Origin of the sequence: Bacillus sp. GbtcB10, assembly GCF_019091365.1 — a bacterium.
In the GTDB taxonomy this organism is placed as follows: Bacteria; Bacillota; Bacilli; order Bacillales; family Bacillaceae; genus Bacillus; species Bacillus altitudinis.
Genome location: NZ_JAGXJP010000002.1, coordinates 354,269 through 376,951 on the forward strand (window position 1 = coordinate 354,269; position 22,683 = coordinate 376,951).

25 protein-coding genes are annotated in these 22,683 nt (G+C 42.7%); 4 read left to right on the forward strand and 21 right to left on the reverse strand.

The features are described from left to right. Positions 1-2: 2 nt before the first annotated feature. From KVT11_RS07245 to KVT11_RS07310, 14 genes are all read right to left on the reverse strand, one after another. Positions 3-962 carry a gluconeogenesis factor YvcK family protein gene (locus tag KVT11_RS07245; RefSeq protein ID WP_008348128.1) on the reverse strand — a complete coding sequence of 320 codons (960 nt, stop codon included), beginning with the start codon at positions 960-962 and terminating at the stop codon, positions 3-5. After that, positions 963-1,850 carry an RNase adapter RapZ gene (rapZ, locus tag KVT11_RS07250; RefSeq protein ID WP_025208027.1) on the reverse strand — a complete coding sequence of 296 codons (888 nt, stop codon included), beginning with the start codon at positions 1,848-1,850 and terminating at the stop codon, positions 963-965. 39 nt (positions 1,851-1,889) lie between these two features. Beyond that, on the reverse strand, positions 1,890-2,354 hold the full coding sequence (locus KVT11_RS07255) for an 8-oxo-dGTP diphosphatase (RefSeq protein ID WP_008348133.1): 465 nt from the start codon (positions 2,352-2,354) through the stop codon (positions 1,890-1,892). 357 nt (positions 2,355-2,711) lie between these two features. Beyond that, complete coding sequence (gene trxB, locus KVT11_RS07260; RefSeq protein WP_024719880.1) at positions 2,712-3,662, reverse strand: thioredoxin-disulfide reductase; 951 nt, start codon at positions 3,660-3,662, stop codon at positions 2,712-2,714. Positions 3,663-3,896: 234 nt separating this feature from the next. Beyond that, positions 3,897-5,273 (reverse strand): C40 family peptidase, encoded by a 1,377-nt coding sequence (locus KVT11_RS07265; RefSeq protein WP_017357905.1) that lies wholly within the window; start codon positions 5,271-5,273, stop codon positions 3,897-3,899. Positions 5,274-5,637: 364 nt separating this feature from the next. Continuing rightward, the gene (locus tag KVT11_RS07270) at positions 5,638-7,098 is read right to left on the reverse strand and encodes a tetratricopeptide repeat protein (protein ID WP_017357904.1); all 1,461 of its coding nucleotides are present in this window, start codon (positions 7,096-7,098) and stop codon (positions 5,638-5,640) included. 130 nt (positions 7,099-7,228) lie between these two features. Continuing rightward, positions 7,229-7,858 carry a bifunctional phosphoribosyl-AMP cyclohydrolase/phosphoribosyl-ATP diphosphatase HisIE gene (hisIE, locus tag KVT11_RS07275; RefSeq protein ID WP_076821147.1) on the reverse strand — a complete coding sequence of 210 codons (630 nt, stop codon included), beginning with the start codon at positions 7,856-7,858 and terminating at the stop codon, positions 7,229-7,231. Further along, positions 7,855-8,613 (reverse strand): imidazole glycerol phosphate synthase subunit HisF, encoded by a 759-nt coding sequence (gene hisF / locus KVT11_RS07280; RefSeq protein WP_035389615.1) that lies wholly within the window; start codon positions 8,611-8,613, stop codon positions 7,855-7,857. Before hisF ends, hisIE begins: the two co-directional genes overlap by 4 nt. Further along, positions 8,610-9,347, reverse strand: a complete 738-nt coding sequence (gene hisA, locus KVT11_RS07285) for a 1-(5-phosphoribosyl)-5-[(5-phosphoribosylamino)methylideneamino]imidazole-4-carboxamide isomerase (protein ID WP_210552215.1) — start codon at positions 9,345-9,347, stop codon at positions 8,610-8,612. The genes hisF and hisA overlap by 4 nt, the downstream gene beginning before the upstream one ends. Continuing rightward, positions 9,344-9,982 (reverse strand): imidazole glycerol phosphate synthase subunit HisH, encoded by a 639-nt coding sequence (hisH, locus tag KVT11_RS07290; protein ID WP_008348148.1) that lies wholly within the window; start codon positions 9,980-9,982, stop codon positions 9,344-9,346. Before hisH ends, hisA begins: the two co-directional genes overlap by 4 nt. Beyond that, positions 9,982-10,566, reverse strand: a complete 585-nt coding sequence (gene hisB, locus KVT11_RS07295; protein ID WP_017357901.1) for an imidazoleglycerol-phosphate dehydratase HisB — start codon at positions 10,564-10,566, stop codon at positions 9,982-9,984. The genes hisH and hisB overlap by 1 nt, the downstream gene beginning before the upstream one ends. Then, positions 10,563-11,852, reverse strand: coding sequence for a histidinol dehydrogenase (gene hisD, locus KVT11_RS07300; RefSeq protein ID WP_017357900.1), 1,290 nt, complete (start codon positions 11,850-11,852; stop codon positions 10,563-10,565). Before hisD ends, hisB begins: the two co-directional genes overlap by 4 nt. After that, a complete protein-coding gene (gene hisG, locus KVT11_RS07305; RefSeq protein WP_007500071.1) occupies positions 11,849-12,496 on the reverse strand; it encodes an ATP phosphoribosyltransferase in 648 nt (215 codons plus the stop codon). Before hisG ends, hisD begins: the two co-directional genes overlap by 4 nt. Further along, positions 12,489-13,664, reverse strand: a complete 1,176-nt coding sequence (locus tag KVT11_RS07310; protein ID WP_017368113.1) for an ATP phosphoribosyltransferase regulatory subunit — start codon at positions 13,662-13,664, stop codon at positions 12,489-12,491. The genes hisG and KVT11_RS07310 overlap by 8 nt, the downstream gene beginning before the upstream one ends. A gap of 229 nt (positions 13,665-13,893) precedes the next feature. Here KVT11_RS07310 and KVT11_RS07315 point away from each other — a divergent pair, with 229 nt between their 5' ends. Beyond that, positions 13,894-14,685: a C39 family peptidase gene (locus KVT11_RS07315; RefSeq protein ID WP_025208035.1), complete on the forward strand. Its 792-nt coding sequence runs from the start codon at positions 13,894-13,896 to the stop codon at positions 14,683-14,685. 31 nt (positions 14,686-14,716) lie between these two features. Here KVT11_RS07315 and KVT11_RS07320 read toward each other — a convergent pair whose 3' ends face one another. From KVT11_RS07320 to hprK, 7 genes are all read right to left on the reverse strand, one after another. Then, complete coding sequence (locus KVT11_RS07320; RefSeq protein ID WP_035389623.1) at positions 14,717-15,358, reverse strand: NAD(P)-dependent oxidoreductase; 642 nt, start codon at positions 15,356-15,358, stop codon at positions 14,717-14,719. Positions 15,359-15,445: 87 nt separating this feature from the next. After that, positions 15,446-15,874 (reverse strand): Rrf2 family transcriptional regulator, encoded by a 429-nt coding sequence (locus KVT11_RS07325; RefSeq protein ID WP_003213266.1) that lies wholly within the window; start codon positions 15,872-15,874, stop codon positions 15,446-15,448. 69 nt (positions 15,875-15,943) lie between these two features. Then, entirely contained in the window at positions 15,944-16,462 is a 519-nt protein-coding gene (locus tag KVT11_RS07330; protein WP_035701530.1) for an acyltransferase, read from the reverse strand. Position 16,463: 1 nt separating this feature from the next. Next, complete coding sequence (ppaX, locus tag KVT11_RS07335) at positions 16,464-17,114, reverse strand: pyrophosphatase PpaX (protein ID WP_007500058.1); 651 nt, start codon at positions 17,112-17,114, stop codon at positions 16,464-16,466. Then, positions 17,111-18,055 (reverse strand): nucleoside recognition domain-containing protein, encoded by a 945-nt coding sequence (locus KVT11_RS07340; RefSeq protein WP_210552217.1) that lies wholly within the window; start codon positions 18,053-18,055, stop codon positions 17,111-17,113. Before KVT11_RS07340 ends, ppaX begins: the two co-directional genes overlap by 4 nt. 16 nt (positions 18,056-18,071) lie before the next feature. Further along, the gene (lgt, locus tag KVT11_RS07345; protein WP_007500053.1) at positions 18,072-18,896 is read right to left on the reverse strand and encodes a prolipoprotein diacylglyceryl transferase; all 825 of its coding nucleotides are present in this window, start codon (positions 18,894-18,896) and stop codon (positions 18,072-18,074) included. 11 nt (positions 18,897-18,907) lie between these two features. Then, positions 18,908-19,840, reverse strand: a complete 933-nt coding sequence (hprK, locus tag KVT11_RS07350; RefSeq protein ID WP_003212943.1) for an HPr(Ser) kinase/phosphatase — start codon at positions 19,838-19,840, stop codon at positions 18,908-18,910. Positions 19,841-20,016: 176 nt separating this feature from the next. On the opposite strand from hprK, the gene nagA reads away from it, so the two are divergent. Genes nagA through KVT11_RS07365 form a run of 3 tightly spaced genes read left to right on the forward strand, consistent with a single transcriptional unit; the run spans position 20,017 to position 22,676 of the window. Further along, positions 20,017-21,207, forward strand: coding sequence for an N-acetylglucosamine-6-phosphate deacetylase (gene nagA, locus KVT11_RS07355; protein ID WP_210552218.1), 1,191 nt, complete (start codon positions 20,017-20,019; stop codon positions 21,205-21,207). Continuing rightward, positions 21,207-21,932, forward strand: coding sequence for a glucosamine-6-phosphate deaminase (nagB, locus tag KVT11_RS07360; RefSeq protein ID WP_210552219.1), 726 nt, complete (start codon positions 21,207-21,209; stop codon positions 21,930-21,932). Before nagA ends, nagB begins: the two co-directional genes overlap by 1 nt. Before the next feature lie 18 nt (positions 21,933-21,950). Beyond that, positions 21,951-22,676 (forward strand): GntR family transcriptional regulator, encoded by a 726-nt coding sequence (locus tag KVT11_RS07365; RefSeq protein ID WP_017357890.1) that lies wholly within the window; start codon positions 21,951-21,953, stop codon positions 22,674-22,676. Positions 22,677-22,683 lie beyond the last annotated feature (7 nt).

Here is a 22,683-nt window from a genome sequence, read left to right on the forward strand (position 1 = left end):
TCCTATTTTTTCTGATGCAGCAAATCGACAAGCAGCGCAGCTACTTTCAGCGTATCATGACGAATCACATGTTGGTCATATGTAATGATTTCCCCAGGGATGACTTCTAGTCCCATGGCTTTGAGTACATCTGTGTCGAATTGTACAGGCTGCGCCTGTTCTTCTGCATATTTTGCTTTGATTTCTTCTGGAATTTCTTTATTGTTCACAAATATCGTATCGATAAATGGTCGGTCCATATGATCGTTTAGTGCCTGCACATGATCAGCTGCACTGTAGGAAAGCGTTTCCCCCGGCTGTGTCATGACATTGCAAATATAGACTTTTTTCGCCTTAGAACGAATCACTTCTTCGCCAATATGCGGTACAAGCAAGTTTGGCAAGATACTTGTATACAAGCTGCCAGGTCCGAGGACGATCAAGTCGGCTTCACGAATGACTTGAATCGATTCTGGGAGCGGTTCAATCGTATCGGGTGTGAGGAACACTCGTTTAATTCGCTCACCATAGGTTGGGATTTTTGATTCTCCTGTTACCACTTGCCCATTTTCTAATTCAGCATGAAGAACAACACTTGAATTCGCTGCTGGCAATACTTTTCCTCTCACATTTAAGACCTTGCTCATTTCTGTGACGGCATGAAAAAAATCACCGGTTATATTCGTCATAGCCGCAAGAATGAGATTGCCGAGAGAGTGGCCTGTTAAGTCATTCCCTTTATTAAAACGGTGCTGAAATAAATCTTCTACAAGCGGTTCGACATCAGAAAGTGCCGCAAGGACATTCCGAATATCGCCTGGAGGCGGAATATTCAAATCATGTCGCAGTCTGCCTGAGCTGCCTCCATCATCAGCAACCGTTACAATAGCGGTAATATCCACTGGCTTTGTTTTTAGCCCTCTGAGCAAAACAGATAAGCCAGTGCCTCCGCCAAGAATGACCACCTTTGGAAGTGTCGTCATCTATTTTCTGCTTCTCTTTTCAATGTCCCGGTGAGTGACATGAGTATAGTAGTCATTTTTAAAATACTCCGATAAGTAGTTCGCTAGCGTCACTGATCGGTGCTGTCCACCTGTACAGCCAATAGCGATCACCAGCTGACTTTTCCCTTCTCGTTTATAGGACGGAAGCATAAAGCTGAGAAGGTCGATTAATTTCTCTGTGAACTTTTGCGTTTCACTCCACTTCATGACATAGGAGCGTACTTCTTCATCATTTCCAGTCTGTGGACGCATGCTCTCAATATAGTAAGGATTCGGCAGAAATCTCACATCAAATACAAGATCAGCATCAATTGGCAAGCCGTACTTAAAGCCAAATGACATCACATTCACTGTAAACACTTGCCCCTGATTCGTAGCAAAGTGTGTGACAATCTTTTCTCGAAGCTGTTTCGGTTTCAAATCCGATGTATCAAAAATCATTTGAGCTCGGCCTTTTAACTCTTCTAACAGATCGCGTTCCATCGCGATTCCTTCGAGCGGCAAACCTGTTGTCGCAAGAGGATGCGAACGTCTCGTTTCTTTGTATCTTGAGACAAGTACCTTATCGTTTGCATCTAAGAATAATATTCTTGGTGTGATCCAACCAAGATCACTCATTTCATCTAAGGCTGCAATTAAGCTATCAAAGAATTCGCGTCCGCGCAAATCCATCACAAGGGCCACCTTGCTCATCTTTGAATTGGATTCCTTCATAAGCTCTAGAAACTTCGGTAAAAGTGATGGCGGTAAGTTATCCACACAAAAGTAACCTAAGTCTTCAAAGCTTTGGATGGCAACGGTTTTCCCCGCACCTGACATCCCTGTAATAATCACAAGCTGAATATCATCTTGTTTGTGCGTATTCATGCCTGCTCCCTCTCCTTCTTTATGAAAACGGTTCATTTATTAGTCTCCTTGAGGATCTAATCGATAAGCAATCAGCTCAAAGTCTGGTGTATACGTAAAAGTGCCGTGGAGAAGTCCTTTCCCTTTCAACATGAAGTCAAGAATATGGGAATCTCCTGGAGCCATCGGCAAGCTGGGTACATCTTTTACATCATGCCATTTTAAAATGCCTTCCTCCGACTCTGATACGTTTTTTCCTGTAAAGGAATCTGCCATAAAGGTGAACATCATCCACTCTTGAACGATTTGATCGCCTTCTTTTATGATAAAGGTAAACACGCCTTTTAGCTGCGGATTTAAAATATAAATGCCTGTTTCTTCTCTAAATTCTCGAACGACTGAATCCTTGACCGATTCTCCGCTCTCCATTTTGCCGCCAGGTGCTACCCACCAGCCTCGTCTTGGCTTTTGCAGCAAGAGAACTTGATCTTCGTGATGCAGCACACAATTGGTTACTCGTTGCATCAGCTGTCACCTACTCTTTTATGTCTTTTTCTTATTATACAGGTTCATCATGACTCCCACAATGAACATGCCCGTTCTTCACTGAAAACAGACAGGTTTTCGTATGAATATGGCGACGGGCACTTTCTCTATTCTTTATTTTACAACATGTAACGGTTCTCCATGCGTCATTTGTGAACATCTCGTGAATTTCTGATTTTAAGCAAAAAAAAGGACACGGATTCACATCCGTGCCAAACATGTATTCCTTATAAAAGGGGGTCAATTACTAGTTTTATCATAACGGATAATTGTTTCACCCGTGTTACATTCCAGTTAAAAGCCCGTGACGCAATATTAAGGATTTACGACAGCTGTTTATTTCATTGCTTTTAGCTTTTCAGCAAGCTCTTCTACATAATGCTGTGCACTCTGTGCTGCAATACTTCCATCACCTGTTGCTGTGACGATTTGACGAAGTGTTTTCTCACGAATGTCACCAGCTGCGAAGATTCCTTCAACTTTTGTTTCCATTCTTTCGTTTGTCTCGATGTAGCCCTCTGCATTTGTAATCCCTAGATTTTCAAATGGTTTAGACAGCGGCAGCATACCGATGTAGATAAAGACGCCGTCTGTTTTGAAGTCTTCTTCCTCACCTGTCACGGTATCAATTAATGTCACACTGCCGACTTTCCCATTTTCTTCATTGATTTCTTTAACGGTTTTGTTCCACATAAAGTCGATTTTTTCATTATCAAATGCACGTGCTTGTAAGATGCTTTGGGCACGAAGTTTGTCGCGTCTATGGACAATTGTGACTTTAGATGCAAAGCGAGTGAGGTAAACACCCTCTTCTACTGCTGAGTCTCCTCCACCAATCACGACAAGCTCTTTGTTTTTAAAGAAGGCACCGTCACATACAGCGCAGTATGATACGCCGCGGCCGCCAAGTTCTTTTTCGCCTGGTGCACCGATTTTTTTGTATTCAGCACCTGCCGCAATAATGACAGAGCGTCCTTTGTATTCTTTTGAACCAGCTTTGACGATTTTGTACTCTTCACCATCTACAATTTCTTTAATATCGCCATACGCATACTCGGCACCGAATTTCTTTGCATGCTCAAACATTTTATTTGAAAGTTCCGGCCCTAAGATGCTTTCAAAGCCCGGATAGTTCTCGACATCTTCCGTATTCGCCATTTGTCCGCCTGGAATTCCTCTTTCAATCATCAGTGTTGAAAGATTTCCCCGTGATGTATAAACAGCGGCTGTCATTCCGGCAGGACCCGCTCCAATGATGATCGTATCGTAGATTTTTTCTTCTGACACAACTGTCACTCCCTCTTCAATTGCTGCTAGCATTTCTTATTAGAATGCCCTTGGGTGATGCTTCCATTCATGACAGAGAGCATCATTTCCACTCTTAGCTTTTATTCCTTACCCATATCCTATTAAATCTGCGGATAATAAGCGAATCATTTGCTCATATCTTCAAAAAAAGAAAAAGCTTCCTTAAACTGCTGTTTAAGGAAGCCTGTTTACGGTTATATAGTAAGTAATGATTTATTCAACGACTCTTCTTACAACGCCTTTGAATGCTTTTTTCCAGTAAACGTTGCTCATTGAGTCAACTGAAACACCGCGAGAGCTGTTATCGTTCAAGAATGTACCGTTTCCTAAGTAAATACCAACGTGGCCATTTACTTTGTACGTATCAAAGAACACAAGGTCTCCGCGTTTCATGTCAGATGCACTTACAGCTCTTCCTTTACCTACAAGCGTATCTGTTGTTGTACCGCCAACTGGTCCAAGGTTGATGCCTGCTGATGCAAATGCCCAGCGAACGAATGAAGAACAGTCAAAACGACGTGCGTCAATATCGGCTTGTGATCTGCCGCCGCCCCATTTATATGGAGATTGTCCTACAATCGTAGAACCTGTGCTGATTGCACCTTCGATTCCGCCTACGTTATTGCTAACAGGTGATCCACCGCCAGAAGATGGCTTTTTGCTTGGTGAACTGCTGTTGTTGTTATTATTTGAAGATCCACTGTTATTTGAAGAAGAACCGCTGTCATTATTAGAGCTGTTGTCTTCTGCTTGAACACTAGCTTGACGTTGCTGTTGTCTTTGTGCTTTTTCTTCTTTTGCTTGTTGAGCAGCTTCTCTTGCTTCTTTTTCAGCTTGTTTTTGAGCAGCGATTGTTGCGTCTTTTTCAGATGCAATGCTGTTTGCCTCAGTGTTTAACTCGCTGATTTGAGAAGAGGCACTTCCTTTTTGCTTTTTCACTTGCTTGAATAGCTTGTCTTTCTCATCAAGCTGTTTATTTAAGTCTGTTTGAAGTGTTTCAAGCTTTGCAAGCGTCTTTTGAACATCTTCAAGCTTTGTGTTTAATTCGTTTTCAGACTTTTGTAATTCCGCTTTGTCTCTTTCTTGTTCTTTAATGATTTCGCTGTCTGCGTTGATTAATGTAGATACAGCACCTGCACGGCTGATGAAATCGCTAAAGCTTTTTGCTCCTAGTAATACATCTATGTATTTCGTAGAACCACCGCTTTCTTGAAGCGCACGTACACGCTTTTTCAAGAATTCGTTTCTTTCTTCGATACGTTTTTCTGTATCAGCAATTTCTTTTTTCAGTGCTTTGATTTCTTTTTTTGTTTTTTCGTTTTCTTTTTGTTTTTCTTCGATTTGATCACTTGTTTTTAAAGCTTTTTCGTCAATTTCTTTTAGCTTTAGCGCAAGTGCCTCTTGTTTTGCCTCAAGCTTTGAAAGCTCTTCTTTTTTCTTTTGAAGATTCTTGTTTACCTCTGACTGCTTGCTGTCTAGTTCTTGTTTCTTTTGTTCAAAGTTCTGTGCATTTGCTTCATGAGTAAATGGAATAAATAAACCGCTCGCTCCAATCACCGAAGCTAAACCGAAAGTAATAAACTTTTTCACGTATAGTTCCTCCTTTGACAATTTCCCAAGCGACATGAGAAAGCAGCAAATTCTCTGCGACCAATCTGTGCTTCCTGTGTCTTTCTTCCTGATGATTCAGTCAGATGTTGACCAGATTGTTTCTATCACTAGGTGTTGCATTATGTATAGTAAAATATTTAAATATATATCTTTGTTTTAATCCACGAGTTTCATTATACATGACACATCGACAAAATGAGCTAATATTTTTATTACATTTATGTTTCAAATAGATGTCGAGATTGTCATACTTCGCCAAATCCTAGCAAATCCCACCTTTTTATCCAAGAAAAAAGCATGACCTTTTCGGCCATGCTGCTGTTATCTGATTCTATTTACCTATTCAAACCATGAACGCACAAATAACATTCTCATATTTTGACAGCGTTTGAACGCTGATCTGAAAAGAAGCTGCGATCTCTTTTTTGCTGACAGCTGATTCTTCTTGTTCATTCATCCATAGATAATAAGAAGCTGCTGCCCATGCAATGGCATTTTTCTTCTCTACGCCTGAAGCGCGTGCTTGCTGAATAATATGGAATAACCAAAAATATGGCATGTGGCTATCAGGCTGCACCGCTTCTTCCAAAGCAGATGCCGCCTGTTTTGCGAAGACCGCATCTTCTGAAAACGATCGTTCTTCCATTTGATCTTCATATAAAAGTAACTCAATAAACTGCTGTTCAAAGGCCGTTTTCGCAGCGCGGGAATCAAGAACAGATTGCAAGACGTCACGTTCACCTTTTTGTTTGCTGACATAGTAGGCAGTGAGTCGTTCCTCAATTGAAACCATTGGCTCAGACTCCTCTGGTTTATCTTGCCACGGCTTGATTTCATCTGCATCAATATCTTCTTCCACCATCTTATCCCAGACGGTTTGCGCCAGCGTTTTGTGGCCCGTATAATAGGCTGCACTTGCAAGCCAGTATAAAAACGTACTATCACCTTGGAAACCTGTTTTATACAAAGAATAAAGCCATTTAAATGCCCATTCAAATTCTCCAACAAGGGCAAATGTCGCGCCAAGCTTATAACGCTGTTCACTTAATATTGGATACACGTGCGTTAATTGCTTCGCTAACAAATTGACCTTTTCTTCTTCTTTTTCATAATGATAGAAAACAAGCTGATTACAAAGGGCATGCAGATTACCGGGATTTTCATGAAGGACCCGGTTCAACATTTCTTTTGCCTGATCGATTTGGCCAGAATAAAAATAGGCCAAAGCGAGATTATTATACGCTGACCAAAACTCTGGATACTCAACAATCATCTGTTCCAGCATCTCGATTGCTTCATCCAGCCTGCCGCTTTCTAGCAAATGGTTGGCTTGATCCTGCTTTACAATCAGATCATCCTGATCATAAGGAAAATCTTCATCAACATCGTCACTCATATCAAGCAGATCGAGGAGATCGTCATTTTCATCTGCAAATTCCCCGTCTTCTTCCAGCGCAGCATAAGCAGTGGCGCATCTATATGCCTCTTGAAACAAACCGAGATTCGCATAATTATTGGCTTTAAAGTAGTGACACTCTGACATGTTCTCATCCAAGTGTTCAAGGATAAAATCAAGCAGTTCATTAGATTGTTGGTAATGACCCATTTCAGTATAAATAATGGCAAGCTGCGACAGCATTTCTACATTTTCAGGCTCAAGTACGATGGCCCGCTGTATCAACTTACTTGCCCTAGACAGATTTCTTTCTCTATATGCTTTTAGACCTTTATGAAAAAAGTAATGCCCATCTTGGAATAGCTGGACGACTTGTGTGTGATTATTTTGAGAAGTGTATTTACTCACCGATACCCTCCATTTCGAACAGTGTACCGTGTGTAGTATAACATACTTCATGAGTCGTCACATAGAACAAAAGGAAAGGAAGGATTTGTTTTTCATTTAAAAGCAAAAAGCCGGGGGTACCCCCAGCTTTTCATTCCCCTTGATGGCGCTTTTTCAATACCTTTAATACATCATCAAGAGGCAGCTGCTGTTCACGTAATAACACAAGAAGGTGATACAGGAGATCTGCTGTTTCCCATTTCAATTCTTCTTGATCACGGTTCTTCGCTGCAATGATGACTTCAGAAGCTTCTTCCCCTACCTTTTTCAGGATTTTGTCGACTCCTTTTTCAAAAAGATAGGTTGTATAAGCTCCTTCTGGCATTTCCGTCTGCCGCTTTGCAATGACCTGTTCCAGTTCATTTAAAATGGCAAAGCGGTCTTGTTCTCCCCTTTGCTGTTTCACGCCCTCTTCTGAAAAACAGCTATAGCTGCCTGTATGGCAGGCTGGGCCGCTTGGTGTCACTAGAACAAGCAGGGCATCTTGATCACAGTCATAGCGAATAGATGTAACACGCTGGGTATGTCCAGATGTGGCTCCTTTGTGCCAAAGCTCATTTCTCGACCGGCTAAAAAACCATGTTTCCCCTGTCTCTAATGTTTTTTCATAGGATTCTTGATTCATATACGCCAAAGTAAGAACTTCTTTGCTTTGAGCATCCTGTACAATGGCAGGAATGAGACCTGCATCATTAAAGGTTAATTCGTTTGCCTGTTTCATCTTACCTTCACCCCGTGTTCTCTCAAATATGTCTTCACTTCTTGAATGGAGGTTTCTTTATAATGGAAAATAGAGGCTGCGAGTGCGGCATCAGCTTCACCTTTTGTAAAAGCCTCCAGCATATGCTGCGCATTGCCAGCACCTCCTGAAGCAATAACTGGCACTGTGACTGCTTCTGATACAAGCCTCGTCAAACGATGCTCAAAGCCCGTTTTCTCACCATCGGCATCCATGCTAGTCAGCAAGATCTCGCCTGCTCCTCTTCGCACGGCTTCTTTCGCCCAGTCACTCACTTCTAAATCCGTTTGACGGCGCCCTCCGTGCGTATAGACCATGTATGCTTGTTTCTCTTCATCGTATTTCGCGTCAATCGCAACAACGATGCACTGTGAACCAAAAAAGTCGGCTCCTTCTGTTATTAGTTCCGGTCTTAAAACAGCCGCTGTGTTCACAGACACCTTGTCTGCCCCCGCTCTTAATATACGCTTCATGTCATCAAGGTGGTTAATCCCGCCGCCCACCGTGAACGGGATAGCGAGAGTGGATGCCACTTGTTTAACCACATCCACCATCGTTTTTCGGCCTTCATGAGAGGCAGATATATCTAGAAAGACGAGTTCATCCGCACCTTCCTCGTCATAGATCTGCGCTAATTCGACCGGATCACCAGCATCCTTCAAACCCAGAAATTGGATCCCTTTGACCACACGCCCTTCCTTTACATCAAGACATGGAATGATTCGTTTTGTCATCATATGCTGTCAAGCCCTTCAAACGCTTCTGCTAAAGTAAATTGCTTTGTGTACAGCGCCTTGCCAATGATGGCACCAGACACACCTGTCTGTTTTTGTGCTGACAGCTTTTGCAGATCACCTACTGCACTGACACCACCTGAGGCAATGACTTGTTTGCCAGTTGCTTCTGCTAATCGAACCGTACTTTCCACATTTGGACCAGACAGCATGCCATCCATTTGAATATCCGTGAAAATGAAGACCTCTGCGCCTTCCTTTGCCAGTTCCTGACCAAGTTCCTCCGCCTTCACTTCCGACGTTTCAAGCCAGCCTTCAGTCGATACAAAACCGTTTCGTGCATCAATGCCAATGGCGATTTTCTCCCCATATTGCGCCAGCATTTTTTTCACAAAAACCGGGTTTGACACCGCTGAACTGCCAAGAATGACTCTTGATACACCATTGTTTAAATAAAATGCAACATCTTCTTCTGTCCGAATGCCGCCGCCAATTTGGACATTCACATCTAATGAGGAAGCAATCGATAGCACATGCTCGTGATTCACGCGTTTTCCTGCTTTTGCGCCATCTAAATCAACGAGATGTATCCATTTCGCTCCTTCATTTGCAAACCGTCTCGCCATGTCTAACGGTGAATCTCCATAAATGGTTTCTTGGTCATAGTCTCCTTGCACAAGTCGTACACATTTGCCATTTCTCATATCAATTGCTGGATATAATGTAAAATCACTCATTTGCTCACCCTCTGTTCGTTTGCTAATTGAATAAACTGTTTCAACAGTGCCATTCCTGTTGTACTGCTTTTTTCAGGGTGAAACTGCGTTCCAAACACATTCCCCTTCCCAACAACGGCAGGTACTTGAACACCATAGGGCGCACTTGCCAATAGGTCTTCTGGATTCATGCCGCTCACATAATAAGAGTGAACAAAGTATGCAAATCCTTCCGGCACACCGTCAAATAATGGTGACGGCTGGTGAAATGCTAGCTCGTTCCAGCCCATATGAGGCACCTTCAGCCTTTGTCCATCCTGATCACGATCCTTCAAAAGAACGACACGTCCTTTTAAAAGGCCTAGCCCTTTTGTTTTTCCTGCTTCTTCACTTTCTTCAAACAACAACTGCATGCCAAGGCAAATGCCAAATAACAGCTTTCCTTCCTGCACGACTTGGTGGATAAACGCCTCAAGTCCTGTCTGTCTTAACAGCTGCATCGCATCACGAAATGAACCGACTCCTGGCAAAATGTACGCATCTGCCTTTTTCAGCTCCTCTGCTTCAGAAGACACGATATAAGACGCTCCTGCTCGTTCCAGTGCTTTTGATACGCTAAACAAATTTCCCATTCCATAGTCAATGACGCCAATCATTAGAGCATCCCCTTTGTCGACGGGATCCCTTTCACACGCGGATCAATGGTTGTTGCTTCATCTAAGGCGCGTGCCATCGCTTTAAAAATGGCTTCAATCATATGGTGGGTATTGGTTCCATAGTGAACGATCACATGCAGATTGATTCGTGCTTCAAGGGCAAATTTCCAAAGAAACTCATGAACCAGCTCCGTATCAAAGGTGCCGACCTTCTGACTCGGGAAATCCGCTCTCATTTCCAAATGAGGACGATTACTTAAATCCACGACGACTTGGGCGAGAGTTTCATCCATTGGAACAAAACTAGAGCCGTAGCGCTTAATTCCTTTCTTATCCCCGAGCGCTTCTTTCAACATCTGCCCAAGCACAATGCCAATATCTTCTGTTGTGTGGTGATCATCGACATCTGTGTCTCCTTTTGCATCTACAGTTAAGTTAAAGTGTCCGTGCTTCGTGAATAAGTCGAGCATGTGCGTCATAAAAGGGACATCGGTCTGAATATCCGCTTTTCCTTCACCATCAATCTCTAGCGCTAACGAAATGTTCGTTTCATTTGTCTGTCTCGCTGTTTCCGCCTGTCTCATTTTGATTCCTCCCGCTTTCTCGCTTCAATCGATCTTGCATGTGCTTCAAGCCCTTCTAATCTTGCAAAAGCCGCAATGCTTTCCCTATGTGTTTCGAAGGCTTCTTTGCTATATGAAATGATGCTCGTTTTCTTTTGGAAATCCGTGACACCAAGCGGACTGGAGAATCTTGCCGTCCCGTTTGTTGGTAGCACATGGTTCGGTCCTGCGAAGTAATCCCCTACCGGCTCTGGGCTGTAACGCCCTAAGAAAATTGCTCCAGCATGCTTGATTTGACCAAGTAGTGATTCTGGATACGCCGTCAGCACTTCTAAATGCTCTGGGGCTAACTGGTTCACGATATCAACTGCACGATCCAAAGATTCTGTCACGTAAATATAACCATGGTCTTGAATAGATTGTGCTGCGATTGATTTCCTTGGCAAATTATCAAGCTGCGCTTGCACCTCTGCTTGCACTGCTTCAGCCAATCCTTTAGATGGTGTCACCAAAATACTAGATGCCAATGCATCATGCTCTGCCTGTGAAAGCAAATCAGCTGCCACCTCATGTGCAGTTGCCGTTTCATCTGCTAAAACAGCAATTTCACTTGGGCCCGCAATCATATCAATGTCTACTTGACCAAATACTTCCCGTTTGGCAAGTGCTACATAAATGTTTCCTGGACCGGTGATTTTATCAACAGGCTGGATACTGTCCGTTCCATATGCAAGAGCGGCTATCGCCTGAGCACCACCCATTTTGTACATTTCTGAAATGCCCAGCTCCTTCGCTGCTACTAGTACAGCGTCAGATAGACGACCGTCTTTTCCTGGCGGTGTCACAAGGACAATTCGCTCAACGCCGGCAACAAGTGCCGGGATCACATTCATTAAAACAGATGATGGATAGGCGGCCGTTCCGCCTGGGACATATACACCGACCGCATCGAGCGGTGTTACTTTCTGACCTAGCATTGAGCCGTCCTTTTGGTGATAAAACCAAGAGGAGGTTAGCTGACGCTCGTGGTATGTTCGAATATTCCGGATCGCCGTTTTGATGATTTGGATCATCTCCGGGTCCAAACGTTCGTAGGCTTTTGTCTTTTCATCCTCCGTCACAAGTGGCTGTTCAATAGAGACACCGTCAAATTGCTTCGTGAAAGACCGTACGGCTTCGTCACCATTTTTTCTCACTTCTTCGATAATCCGCTGAACAGCCAGTCGCTGCTCTTCCGTTCCTGTATCTAGAGAACGCTTGAGTGAGAGAGTGTCTGTCTCACCTTCTTGTATGTAGGTGATGTTCATGATGTTTCCTCCCCTTCTCCTTCGATGATTCTTGCCAGACGCTGCGCCATTTCATCGATTACCGCATCCTTCATTCGATAGCTCACAGGATTGACAATAAAACGTGACGTAATGTCACAAATATGTTCCGTTTCGACAAGTCCATTTTCCTTAAGTGTTTGACCGGTGGAGACAATGTCAACAATTCGATCGGCAAGTCCGATGAGCGGTGCTAATTCAATGGAACCATTTAGCTTAATGATCTCCACCTGCTCACCTTGTTCTCTAAAATAAGAAGAAGCGACATTTGGGTACTTTGTGGCCACACGCGGCGCGACACCGCCCCAGCTGGCTCCCGGCAAGCCCGCTACAGCTAAATGACATTTGCTAATGTTTAAATCGAGCACTTCGTACACATCCCGTGCTTCTTCAAGCATGACATCCTTCCCTGCAATGCCCACATCTGCTACACCGTGCTCTACATATGTCGTCACATCCATTGGCTTCGCTAAAATAAAGCGGAGATTTTCTTCCGGCACATCAATGATTAGTTTTCTTGAATCTTCGAATTCCTCCGGCAGCTGATATCCAGCCTGTCTTAATAGCCCTGCTGCCTCTTCAAATATCCGCCCCTTTGGCATTGCCATTGTCAACACTTTACCCATTTTGCTCTTCCTTTCTAGCGCCGATAAAATAAGTCACTTGCTCAAATGCCTTGGTCATGGCATCGATATTTTCAATACCTGCTAAGTCTTGGAGAACAATCCTTTTGCCCTTTGTCCGCTCTTTTTCTGCAAAATCAAATGCTTCAAGCCGCTGTTCTTTACTAAAAATCACAGCCTCTTGGGGCTCATTTATTTCTTTTGCGTCGAGCGCTTCAAGAAGACGGTCTAATCGAAGTCCGAAGCCTGTAGCGGGTGCGGGTGCATCAAAGTGAGCAAGCAATTGATCATACCTTCCTCCACTTCCGATCACAGACCCAACATGATCTGCAAATACTTCAAACAAAATCCCCGTATAGTAGCTCATATGACTGACCATGCTTAAATCCAAACGGATATATTCTGTACAGCCGTAATCTTCAAGTGTCTCCCACAGCGCCTTTAACTCCGCCAGCACTTCTTTGCCCTCTTGTGAGACCACAATTTCTTCAGCCTGCTGGGTCACTTCTTGACCGCCGCGCAGCTCTAAAAGCTGGAGCAGCCTTGTTTTATCGATGGATGAGAGAGGCAATTGTTTGACATGCTGCCTGTATCCCACATAATTCTTTTCATATAAAAATCGGCGCAATACGTTCGCCCGCTCTGTATTCCCTAGTACATCTAAAAACAAGGTCTCAGCCAAAGCCACATGCCCAATCGCAATTTTGAAGGATTGAAGTCCGGCATTTTTTAATGCAAACACAACAAGCGCTATGACTTCAGCATCTGCACTAATCGAACCATCACCGATCAATTCAATACCGACCTGCTCAAATTCAGAAGGTCTTCCGCCTTCTCTTTCCTGTGCCCGAAACACGTTGGCTGCATAACCGACTCGAAGCGGATATGCCTGTTCGTGAAGCTTTGAGGCCGCCACTCTCGCAATTGGTCCCGTCATATCAGGTCTAAGCACAAGGGTTTGACCATTTTGATCAAGAAGCTTAAACAACTGCGTATCTGTAATCGCTGATTGAACACCGACTGTATCGTAAAATTCAAGCGTTGGCGTTTCCATTAAACGATAACCCCAACCATTCATGACCTCTGTTAAAGAATGCCTAACCCTTTTCTTCGTCTCATACAATCCTGGTAATGAATCTCGCATACCATATGGTTTTTCAAACATGAACATGTTCCGCACCTCCAACACATTAAAACAAAAAATTCCGAATCCTTTAGTTCGCTAATATGATAATATGCTAACAAAATAAAGTGATTAAATCAATCATTTTTATTTTCCCCTTTTTTCCTTAATCATTTGTTCATATATTACATTAAAATGACACCTAATCCTTTTTGATCTCTTTGCTTTAGGAACATGCTATAATACTTAAAAATATTGAATAACACAGGAGATTACAGTGAAATTCATCCAGACATTAATCTTAACTTTGTTGTGCGCATGTCTTGTTTATTTCGGCTTTATTTTCATTTCACAATTCGACCAAGTCAAGAAAACAACGTCACCGCAAGAAGCCAAAGAAAAAGAAAATGATACCGCACTAGCAGCAGAAGAAACACGTTCTACGAAAAAAACAGAAACGACACATTCTAGTTTAAAAGGAAATAAAAAAGCCATGGACGTCATCCTCTTTAATCAAATGGATGCACCAAAGCTTTATAACGGATGCGAAGTCACGAGCTTAGCCATGCTTCTTCATTACAGCGGCTATGAGCATATAACGAAAAACGCATTGGCAAACGAGATGAAGCGTGTCCCGCTCAATTATGAGAATGGCTTAAAAGGAGACCCTCATGACGGGTTTGTAGGCGATATGGAGAATGGGCCAGGTCTTGGTGTGTATCATGAACCCATTTATCAGCTTGCGAAAAAATATGTAGGTAATCAAGCCGTTGACTTAACCGGCAAGCCAGTCAAAAAGGCCATCTATCAATCACTTGAAAAAGGTTATCCTGTCTGGGTCATTACCACTTCGACCTTTGCCAAAACAGATAATATTGAAACATGGAATACACCAAATGGGAAAATAGATATCAGCTTTAATATGCACAGCGTGGTCATCACTGGCTATGACAAAGATCACGTCTACTTAAATAATCCATACGGAGAGAAGAATCAAAAAGTCGATCGTGAACAGTTTGAGGATTCTTGGAAACAGATGGGCAGCCAGGCGATTATCATTAAAGCATAAAACCCCGCTAAATAGCGGGGTTTTTATATTCTTATTCTGCTTCAGAAACCACAGTAAAACGTTCTCCAACATGAGCAGCTTGTTCTATCTCATCGACAAGCGCAACGGCGTAGTCAGCATAACTCACATAGCTGTCACCCTTCGAATTAACGATAAGATGGTCTTTGCCTTTCACATAAGCACCTGTCCGTTTGCCTGCTGGATTAAAGAAGGCTGCTGGACTTAAAAATGTCCATTTTAATCCTTCGGTCTTTTGAAGATCTTTTAAGTTTTCTCCTTGGTGTGAAGCAGTAGCAAAGTATTCCTTTGGAAACTCCGGTGTGTCCATCAGTCTAGTTGTTTTGGCCTCATCTACAAATAAACTTCCAGCGCCTCCCACAACGATTAAACGCGTTTCTGGTGTCTCTTTTAAGAGATGAATGAGTTTTTTTCCTGCTTCTACATGAAGGTGCTCTTGTCCTGCTGGGGCACCAAATGCATTTACGATCACATCAAAACCTTTGACGTCTCCTGCCTCTAAGTGAAAAACATCCTTTTCTAAAACAGCTGCTGATGAATTGGTCACTTTTTGTGCATCTCGAACGATTGCCGTTACTTCGTGCCCTCTCGATTGAGCTTCTTTTAAAATGTGTTGTCCTGCTTTACCTGTTGCGCCAATGATTCCAATGTTCATGTAAATTCCTCCTACAATATATTGTTATTTTGATCACTTAAGATGTAACCGAAATGGTTACAACAGAGGTAAAAAAAATTGAATAGATCATCCAATTTTTTTGATTAAAACCTGCGTTAATTCACTTAATTTGATCTCAGCAAGCACTTGCTCCATCGCACTTTGAGCACGGCACAAAATTAATTCTAGTACAGCTTGAATATTGGCACCGATCGGACAGTCAGGGTTTGGGCTTTCATGAATTTGAAACAACTCTCCCTCATCCACCACTTCAACCGCTTTATACACATCGAGCAGTGTGATGTCATCCTCACTTCGGTTCAATTGAGAACCGCCTTTGCCAAGACTCGTTGAGATTAGGCCTGCTTTTTTGAGCTTACTCATGATACGGCGAATCACCACTGGATTTGTATTGACACTTCCTGCGATATCCTCCGATGTCTGTAAAGAACCTTTTTCAAGTGATAGCAAGGCCAGAATATGGACAGCGACAGTAAATCTGCTGCTGATTTTCATGTTTTCTCACCTCTGTTGTAATCATTATAGTTACACCATGTTAGAATGTCAACAAAAAAGTCTGCCGAGCTACTCAGCAGACGAAGATTGACGTGCTTCCATTTCCTCTTTTGTATATATCATCCGCATTGGATTTCCTCCAACAAAGGAGCCTGCCGGAACATCTTTGTTCACAAGAGTTCCCGCCGATACAATCGCACCATCACCAATTGTCACTCCAGGTAGAATCGTTGAATTTGCTCCAATTAACACTTCATCACCAATATAGACTTCCCCAAGCCTATACTCTTTAATCAAATACTCATGGGACAGAATGGTTGTGTTATAGCCAATCACACTATTTCGACCGACAGTGATTTTCTCAGGAAACATGAGATCGACCATCACCATTAAAGCAAACGCCGTATCCTCCCCGACTTTCATTCGAAGGAAGGTGCGATAAATCCAATTTTTCATTCCCATAAAAGGCGTATACCTTGCCAGTTGAATAAAGATAAAGTTTTTCACAACCTTGAGAAAGGGGACCGTCCGATAGACTTGTCTAAGCGAATTGACCCCTTTGACAGGATAACGATCTGTTTTTCTCAACTTAATCAGCTCCAACAATCGCCAAGAGATCACTCATTTTCTGCAGCATATAATCTGGGCGATGCTTTAACAGGGCTTCTTCTCCCTTAATAGACCAAGCAACACCTGCTGTTTTCGTCCCTGCCGCTTGACCAGATAAAATGTCGTGATAATTATCACCAACCATGATCGCCTCATGCGGATCACTGCCGAGCTTGGATAATGCCAGTTGAACTGGTTCTGGATGCGGCTTTTCATTTTGTACATCATCAAGTGTGACAATGACCTCAAAAAATGGCTCCAATCCAGTCAGCTTTAATCCCATTAAGACCGTATCACGGATTTTTGTTGTCACAATACCAAGCTTAAATCCCTGATCCTGAAGAATTTTCAACGTGTCTAACACCGTCTCATACTCCGTCACAAGCAGATCATGCTGTTCATGATTAAACGTTCGATACATCTGGATCATATCATCTGTCAGATTCGGATCCATTGCAGAGAATGTATCAAATAATGATGGACCAATGAAATGAAGGATATCCTCACGGCTGTATTGACCAGGGTAATAATGATCAAGCGTATGCTGAAATGAAGCAATAATTAATTCATTTGTATTGATTAATGTGCCATCTAAATCAAATAGCACTGTGTTAATAGTTGATTGGTTCATATAGCTTCCTTTCTAACAGCTGCATGTTCCCGCCTCCGCCAAATATAGCTGATGGCAGCTGTCAATAAAATAGCAGAAATAAGGCGAATAAGAAGAAGCGGCCATACTGGAATACCTAATGGAATGAAAATGAGTGTATCTTCGACCACCGCATGACACGCCACAAGGAAAATGAAAGCAAGCGTTAAATCCTTTTTGCTGACACCGTCCTCTTCCACTGCCTTCATCATGACGCCTGCCCCGTAGGCAAGACCAATGGTTAAACCAGCCACCATCGTCATAGACGTATTTTCTTTCATTCCAAGCATTCTCGTAAAAGGAGACAGCCACTTAGACAGCGTATGGAGCCACCCTAAGTCTCTCATGAATTGAATGATGATCATGAGAGGAATGACAATACAAGCCAGCTGCAACACACCAAGAACAGCTTTCTGTAAAGCAAGAAGTACGATCATATACCAGCTAGAAGGCACATCAGCCGACTGAGCAGCTGTCAGCAAACCATATTGCGCCGGCTCCTCGCCTCCCTGCCAAACGAGGTGAATGACAACTGCTGACACGACGGCAAGACTGATTCTGACTAGCAAAATGATAGACACCCGCAGCCCAACCTTCGCCGCCACCGTTGATTCGATGATCAAGTTGTGACAAAAAGAGAGCATGACCGCTAAAATGAACACTTCCTTCACAGGCAGCTCTAATGTCAAGATGGCTGCAATACCCGCATACAAGTTCAGCATATTTCCTAAAACAAGCGGAATGGCCGCTTCCCCTGAAAGACCAAACAGACCCATAAATGGACGGATGAATTGTATCATCCAATCCATCACAGGTGTATGCTGCAAGATACTAACGAGAATGGTAACCGGAAAAATGACTTTTCCAAGTGTCCAAGTTGTCGATAACCCTGCTTTCAAGCCGTTTTTCCATGCCTCCCTCATCTTTTATCCCCCTTGCTTAATTTGATGAGTTGTTCTCTTTATACGGTATAGATGCATATCCTTTGATTCTTCTAAACACAATCAACAAGATAGCCACTGCAAATATAGCAATTGAAATCATCTGTGCAATTCGAAGGTGCTCAGTCAGCATTAAGCTGTCTGTTCTCATTCCCTCAATGAAGAAACGGCCGATTGAATACCAGATTAAATAAGACAAGAACATTTCGCCTCGACGCAATGATGTTCTACGTAATAAGATTAATATCAAAACGCCTGCGATATTCCATAATGATTCATATAAGAACGTAGGGTGATAGTAGGTCCCGTCAATGTACATCTGATTAATAATAAACTCAGGCAGGTGCAAATTTTCTAAAAAGGCTCTTGAAACAGCCTCACCATGCGCTTCCTGATTAATAAAGTTCCCCCAGCGCCCGATGGCTTGCCCTAGTAAAATACTAGGCGCTGCGACATCGGCAATTTTCCAAAAGGACACCTTCCTCACTTTAGTAAAGACAATCGCTGTCAGCACCGCCCCTATTAATCCGCCATGTATGGCAATTCCGCCATTCCAAATCTTGATGATTTCATTTGGGTGCTGCTGATAATAATCCCATTCAAAGGATACATAATAAATTCGTGCACAAATAATGGCGATAGGAATGGCAAATAAGATGAGATCAATAAACATATCTTTATTGATGCCTCTTTTTTCACACTCCCTTAATGCGAGCCAGAGTCCAAGCAGCGCTCCGACCCCAATAATCACACCATACCAATGAACCGAAATAGGTCCGAGCTGAAAAGCAATCGGATCAATTGGTTGAATTGCTTCATTCATATAGACAGCTCCTATTCATCCTGGCCATTGTCTTCAATGACATCGGCAAGTTTACTTGTAAATTGTTCCGCTGCATTATGTCCCATTCGTTTCAATCTGAAATTCATTGCAGCTACCTCGATGATGACCGCTAAATTTCGTCCCGGACGTACAGGGATGGTCAGCTTTGGTACATCTGTATCGATGATTCGCATTTTTTCTTCCTCAAGTCCTAAACGGTCATACTGTTTGCCTTGTTCCCAAAGCTCAAGGTTCATAACAATCGTAATTCTCTTATAGCTTCTGACAGCGCCCGCTCCAAATAAGGTCATCACATTAATAATGCCTAATCCACGGATTTCTAGAAGGTGCTCAATCAGCTCTGGTGCACTTCCAACTAACGTATCCTGATCCTCTTGCCTGATTTCCACGCAATCGTCTGCAACCAGCCTGTGTCCTCTCTTCACTAATTCTAAAGCCGTTTCACTTTTACCTACACCACTTTTTCCAATTAACAGCACACCTACACCATATACATCCACGAGTACGCCATGAATCGCAGTCGTTGGTGCAAGCTTGCTTTCTAAGAAGTTCGTTAATCGACTCGAAAGTCTTGTCGTTTTTAAGCTTGAGCGTAAAACCGGCACTCCATTTTCGTTTGAAGCTTCGATCAATTCCTTTGGTACTTCACGATCTCGTGACAAAATGATGGCAGGGGTAATATCTGTACAAAGAGACATCATTCTCTGCTTTCGTTCGCGTTCTGGGAGCTGTTCAAAAAAAGAAAGCTCTGTCTTCCCTAAAAGTTGAACTCTTTCTTTTGGGTAATATGTAAAATATCCAGCCATTTCAATACCTGGTCTGGAAAGATCACTGATTGTAATGGGACGATTAATCCCTTCTTCCCCACTTACCAGTTCAAGATGAAATTGTTCCATTATGTCCTTCGTACGAACTTTCGGCACGCTTCTTCCTCCTTTTATCGCAGGCGTTTCAGAAATACAGCTCTATTTTATCACTTTCAATGATGAACCCAAAATAGTATTTTATCCTGATCCTGTTTCTTCACATTTACTGGTATAGACAACTATACTTAAAAAAGGTAAACTGAATCTAACGACGAGAATAAGGGGGCACAATCATGAGCAGTTCTTTATTGCTCTCCAATATTCATATTGTGACAAAGACAGAAATCATTGAAAACGGTTTTGTCGGTTTACGCGATGGCAAAATCGACTATATTTCAACATCACCGCCGACAGGAAATTATGAAAAAGTATATATTTCCCGGGAAAACTTTTATTTACTCCCCGGAATGATTGATATTCACATCCATGGGGGATATGGTGCAGATATGATGGATGCCACACCAGAAGCCATGAATACACTTGCTGATCACTTACCCGCAGAAGGAACGACAAGCTTTTTAGCAACAACCATTACACAAAATCACCAAGAGATTGAGCAAGCACTTAAAAATGTCGCACAGTGGAGACCCTATAATAAAAAGCAAGCTGGAAGTCAGGCACAATGTTTAGGCATTCATCTAGAAGGTCCTTTTATTTCTAAAGATAAAGCTGGAGCGCAGCCTGCTCAATGGATTACACAGGCTAACCTTCCTCTTTTTGAGAAATGGCTGAGTGCATCTGATCAGCTGATTCGAATTGTCACTTTTGCACCTGAGGAAGATACTGATTTTGCATTTCTTTCCCTGCTAAAAGAAAAAAATATCATTCCTTCTATTGGACATACAAATGCTCCTCATGACATGATTGAACTAGCAGCAAAGCACGGCGCGCGTCATGTCACGCATCTTTATAATGCGATGAGTTCATTTCAGCATCGTGAGCCAAATGTTGCAGGGGCTGCGCTTACAAACGAAAAGCTTTTGACTGAGCTGATTACAGATGGCATTCATTCACATCCTCTTTCCGTAAAGCTTGCGTATTTGGCAAAGAGTAGTGAACGTTTGATCATGATTACAGACTCAATGCGTGCAAAAGGACTTGGAGAGGGAACCTACGAATTTGGCGGACAGACTGTGACAGTCAGCGGTGAAAAAGCATTGCTGGCAGATGGAACACTTGCAGGATCGATTTTACAAATGAAAGATGGGGTCAAACGTATGAGACAGATCACACAATGTGGATGGACAGAAATTGCTCAAATGACCTCAACAAATGCAGCCACTCAGCTCGGGATCGATCATCAGCTCGGTTCGATCGAAGTTGGAAAACTGGCAGACTTGGTCATTTGGGATGAAGCTGGCGAACTCATGATGACGATCTGCCATGGACAAATCGTTTATGAAAAAAAGGAGGCCACACACTGATGAACATCATCGAATTTGCAGATAAAGATCAATTAGGAAAAGCAGCAGCTGCTTTCATTGCACGTACCATTGAATCAAAAACAGATGCGGTTCTCGGTTTGGCAACTGGCGGCACACCAATCGACACTTATAAAGAGTTAATTCAGTTGCATCAAACAGAACAATTGTCTTTCAAACAAGCAAGAACAGTGAATCTGGATGAGTACGTGGGAATTGATCCAAATCATGAAAATAGTTATATGACTTACATGAAGCGTCATTTATTCGACCATATTGATCTCCCATCAGATCAATATTTCCTCCCCAATGGTGCTGCTGCTCACTTGGAAGAAGAGTGCTTAAGGTATGATCAGCTCATTGAAGATTTAGGGGGCATTGACCTTCAGCTACTTGGTATCGGACAAAATGGACATATCGGGTTTAATGAACCTGGTACTCCCTTTGACTCAAAGACGCATGTCGTCCAATTAGATGAACACACTCGCCAAGCCAATGCAAGGTACTTTTCTTCTATAGATGAGGTACCTACACATGCCATTACAATGGGAATTGCAAGCATTCTTTCAAGTAAAAAAATTCTCCTTCTCGCATCAGGAAAATCAAAAGCGGACGTGATACAATATTTAGAACGAACAGAGATTCACCCAGGCTTCCCTGCATCTGCTCTGAAACTTCATGAAGATGTGACGATTTTTATTGATCGAGAAGCTGGTTCACTACGCTAAACACGAGAGGATTTTCACATGTTTATTGATAAGCAGTCACCTATCCCCATGTACCATCAGATTATGGAGAACTTGAAAAAGCAGATTGAGGATGGAACGTTAGCACCTGATACACTCATTCCTTCTGAAAGAGAATATGCCGAACGCTTTGGTATTAGCCGAATGACTGTCAGACAAGCCTTATCGAACCTTGTGAACGAAGGATATTTATACCGGCAAAAAGGAAAAGGAACATTTGTTAGCCGAAAGAAGTTTGAACAACCGCTTCAGGGCTTAACAAGCTTTACAGAAGATATGCGTCAACGTGGGCTCAAAGCTTCAAGTCAGTTGATTGATTTCAAAAAAGTCGCATGCCCAGAGCACTTGCTGCAATCATTACAGCTGTCGAACAGTGAAGATGTCTATGAATTAAAACGAATCCGCCTTGCAAACGATGAACCAATGGCTATTGAAACGAGTTATATTCCTGAAAAATTTGCTGGCGAGCTCACAAAGGAACATTTAACTGGATCTTTATATGAATATATAGAAGCGAACACAGGTCTAACCATCGCCCATGCCAAGCAGGAGCTTGAAGCCAATGTTGCTTCAAAGGAAGAAGCTAACGTGCTGTCTATTTCATTAGGGGACCCTGTTCTCTCCATTGCAAGAACAACTTATTTTCAAAATGACCTTCCATTCGAGTATGTCATGTCCGTTTATAGAGGGGATCGATACAAGCTCACTCACACAATGGAAAGATAAAACTGTG

Coding starts and splice junctions, on each gene's coding strand:
- KVT11_RS07245 (WP_008348128.1), bottom strand. CDS start 962: ATGACGACACTTCCAAAGGTGGTCATTCTTGGCGGAGGCACTGGCTTA.
- rapZ (WP_025208027.1), bottom strand. CDS start 1,850: ATGAATACGCACAAACAAGATGATATTCAGCTTGTGATTATTACAGGG.
- KVT11_RS07255 (WP_008348133.1), bottom strand. CDS start 2,354: ATGCAACGAGTAACCAATTGTGTGCTGCATCACGAAGATCAAGTTCTC.
- hisIE (WP_076821147.1), bottom strand. CDS start 7,858: ATGAAACAGGCAAACGAATTAACCTTTAATGATGCAGGTCTCATTCCT.
- hisF (WP_035389615.1), bottom strand. CDS start 8,613: ATGATGACAAAACGAATCATTCCATGTCTTGATGTAAAGGAAGGGCGT.
- hisA (WP_210552215.1), bottom strand. CDS start 9,347: ATGAGTGATTTTACATTATATCCAGCAATTGATATGAGAAATGGCAAA.
- hisH (WP_008348148.1), bottom strand. CDS start 9,982: ATGATTGGCGTCATTGACTATGGAATGGGAAATTTGTTTAGCGTATCA.
- hisB (WP_017357901.1), bottom strand. CDS start 10,566: ATGAGACAGGCGGAAACAGCGAGACAGACAAATGAAACGAACATTTCG.
- hisD (WP_017357900.1), bottom strand. CDS start 11,852: ATGAACATCACCTACATACAAGAAGGTGAGACAGACACTCTCTCACTC.
- hisG (WP_007500071.1), bottom strand. CDS start 12,496: ATGGGTAAAGTGTTGACAATGGCAATGCCAAAGGGGCGGATATTTGAA.
- KVT11_RS07310 (WP_017368113.1), bottom strand. CDS start 13,664: ATGTTCATGTTTGAAAAACCATATGGTATGCGAGATTCATTACCAGGA.
- KVT11_RS07320 (WP_035389623.1), bottom strand. CDS start 15,358: ATGAACATTGGAATCATTGGCGCAACAGGTAAAGCAGGACAACACATT.
- KVT11_RS07325 (WP_003213266.1), bottom strand. CDS start 15,874: ATGAAAATCAGCAGCAGATTTACTGTCGCTGTCCATATTCTGGCCTTG.
- ppaX (WP_007500058.1), bottom strand. CDS start 17,114: ATGAACCAATCAACTATTAACACAGTGCTATTTGATTTAGATGGCACA.
- KVT11_RS07340 (WP_210552217.1), bottom strand. CDS start 18,055: ATGAGGGAGGCATGGAAAAACGGCTTGAAAGCAGGGTTATCGACAACT.
- lgt (WP_007500053.1), bottom strand. CDS start 18,896: ATGAATGAAGCAATTCAACCAATTGATCCGATTGCTTTTCAGCTCGGA.
- nagA (WP_210552218.1), top strand. CDS start 20,017: ATGAGCAGTTCTTTATTGCTCTCCAATATTCATATTGTGACAAAGACA.
- nagB (WP_210552219.1), top strand. CDS start 21,207: ATGAACATCATCGAATTTGCAGATAAAGATCAATTAGGAAAAGCAGCA.
- KVT11_RS07365 (WP_017357890.1), top strand. CDS start 21,951: ATGTTTATTGATAAGCAGTCACCTATCCCCATGTACCATCAGATTATG.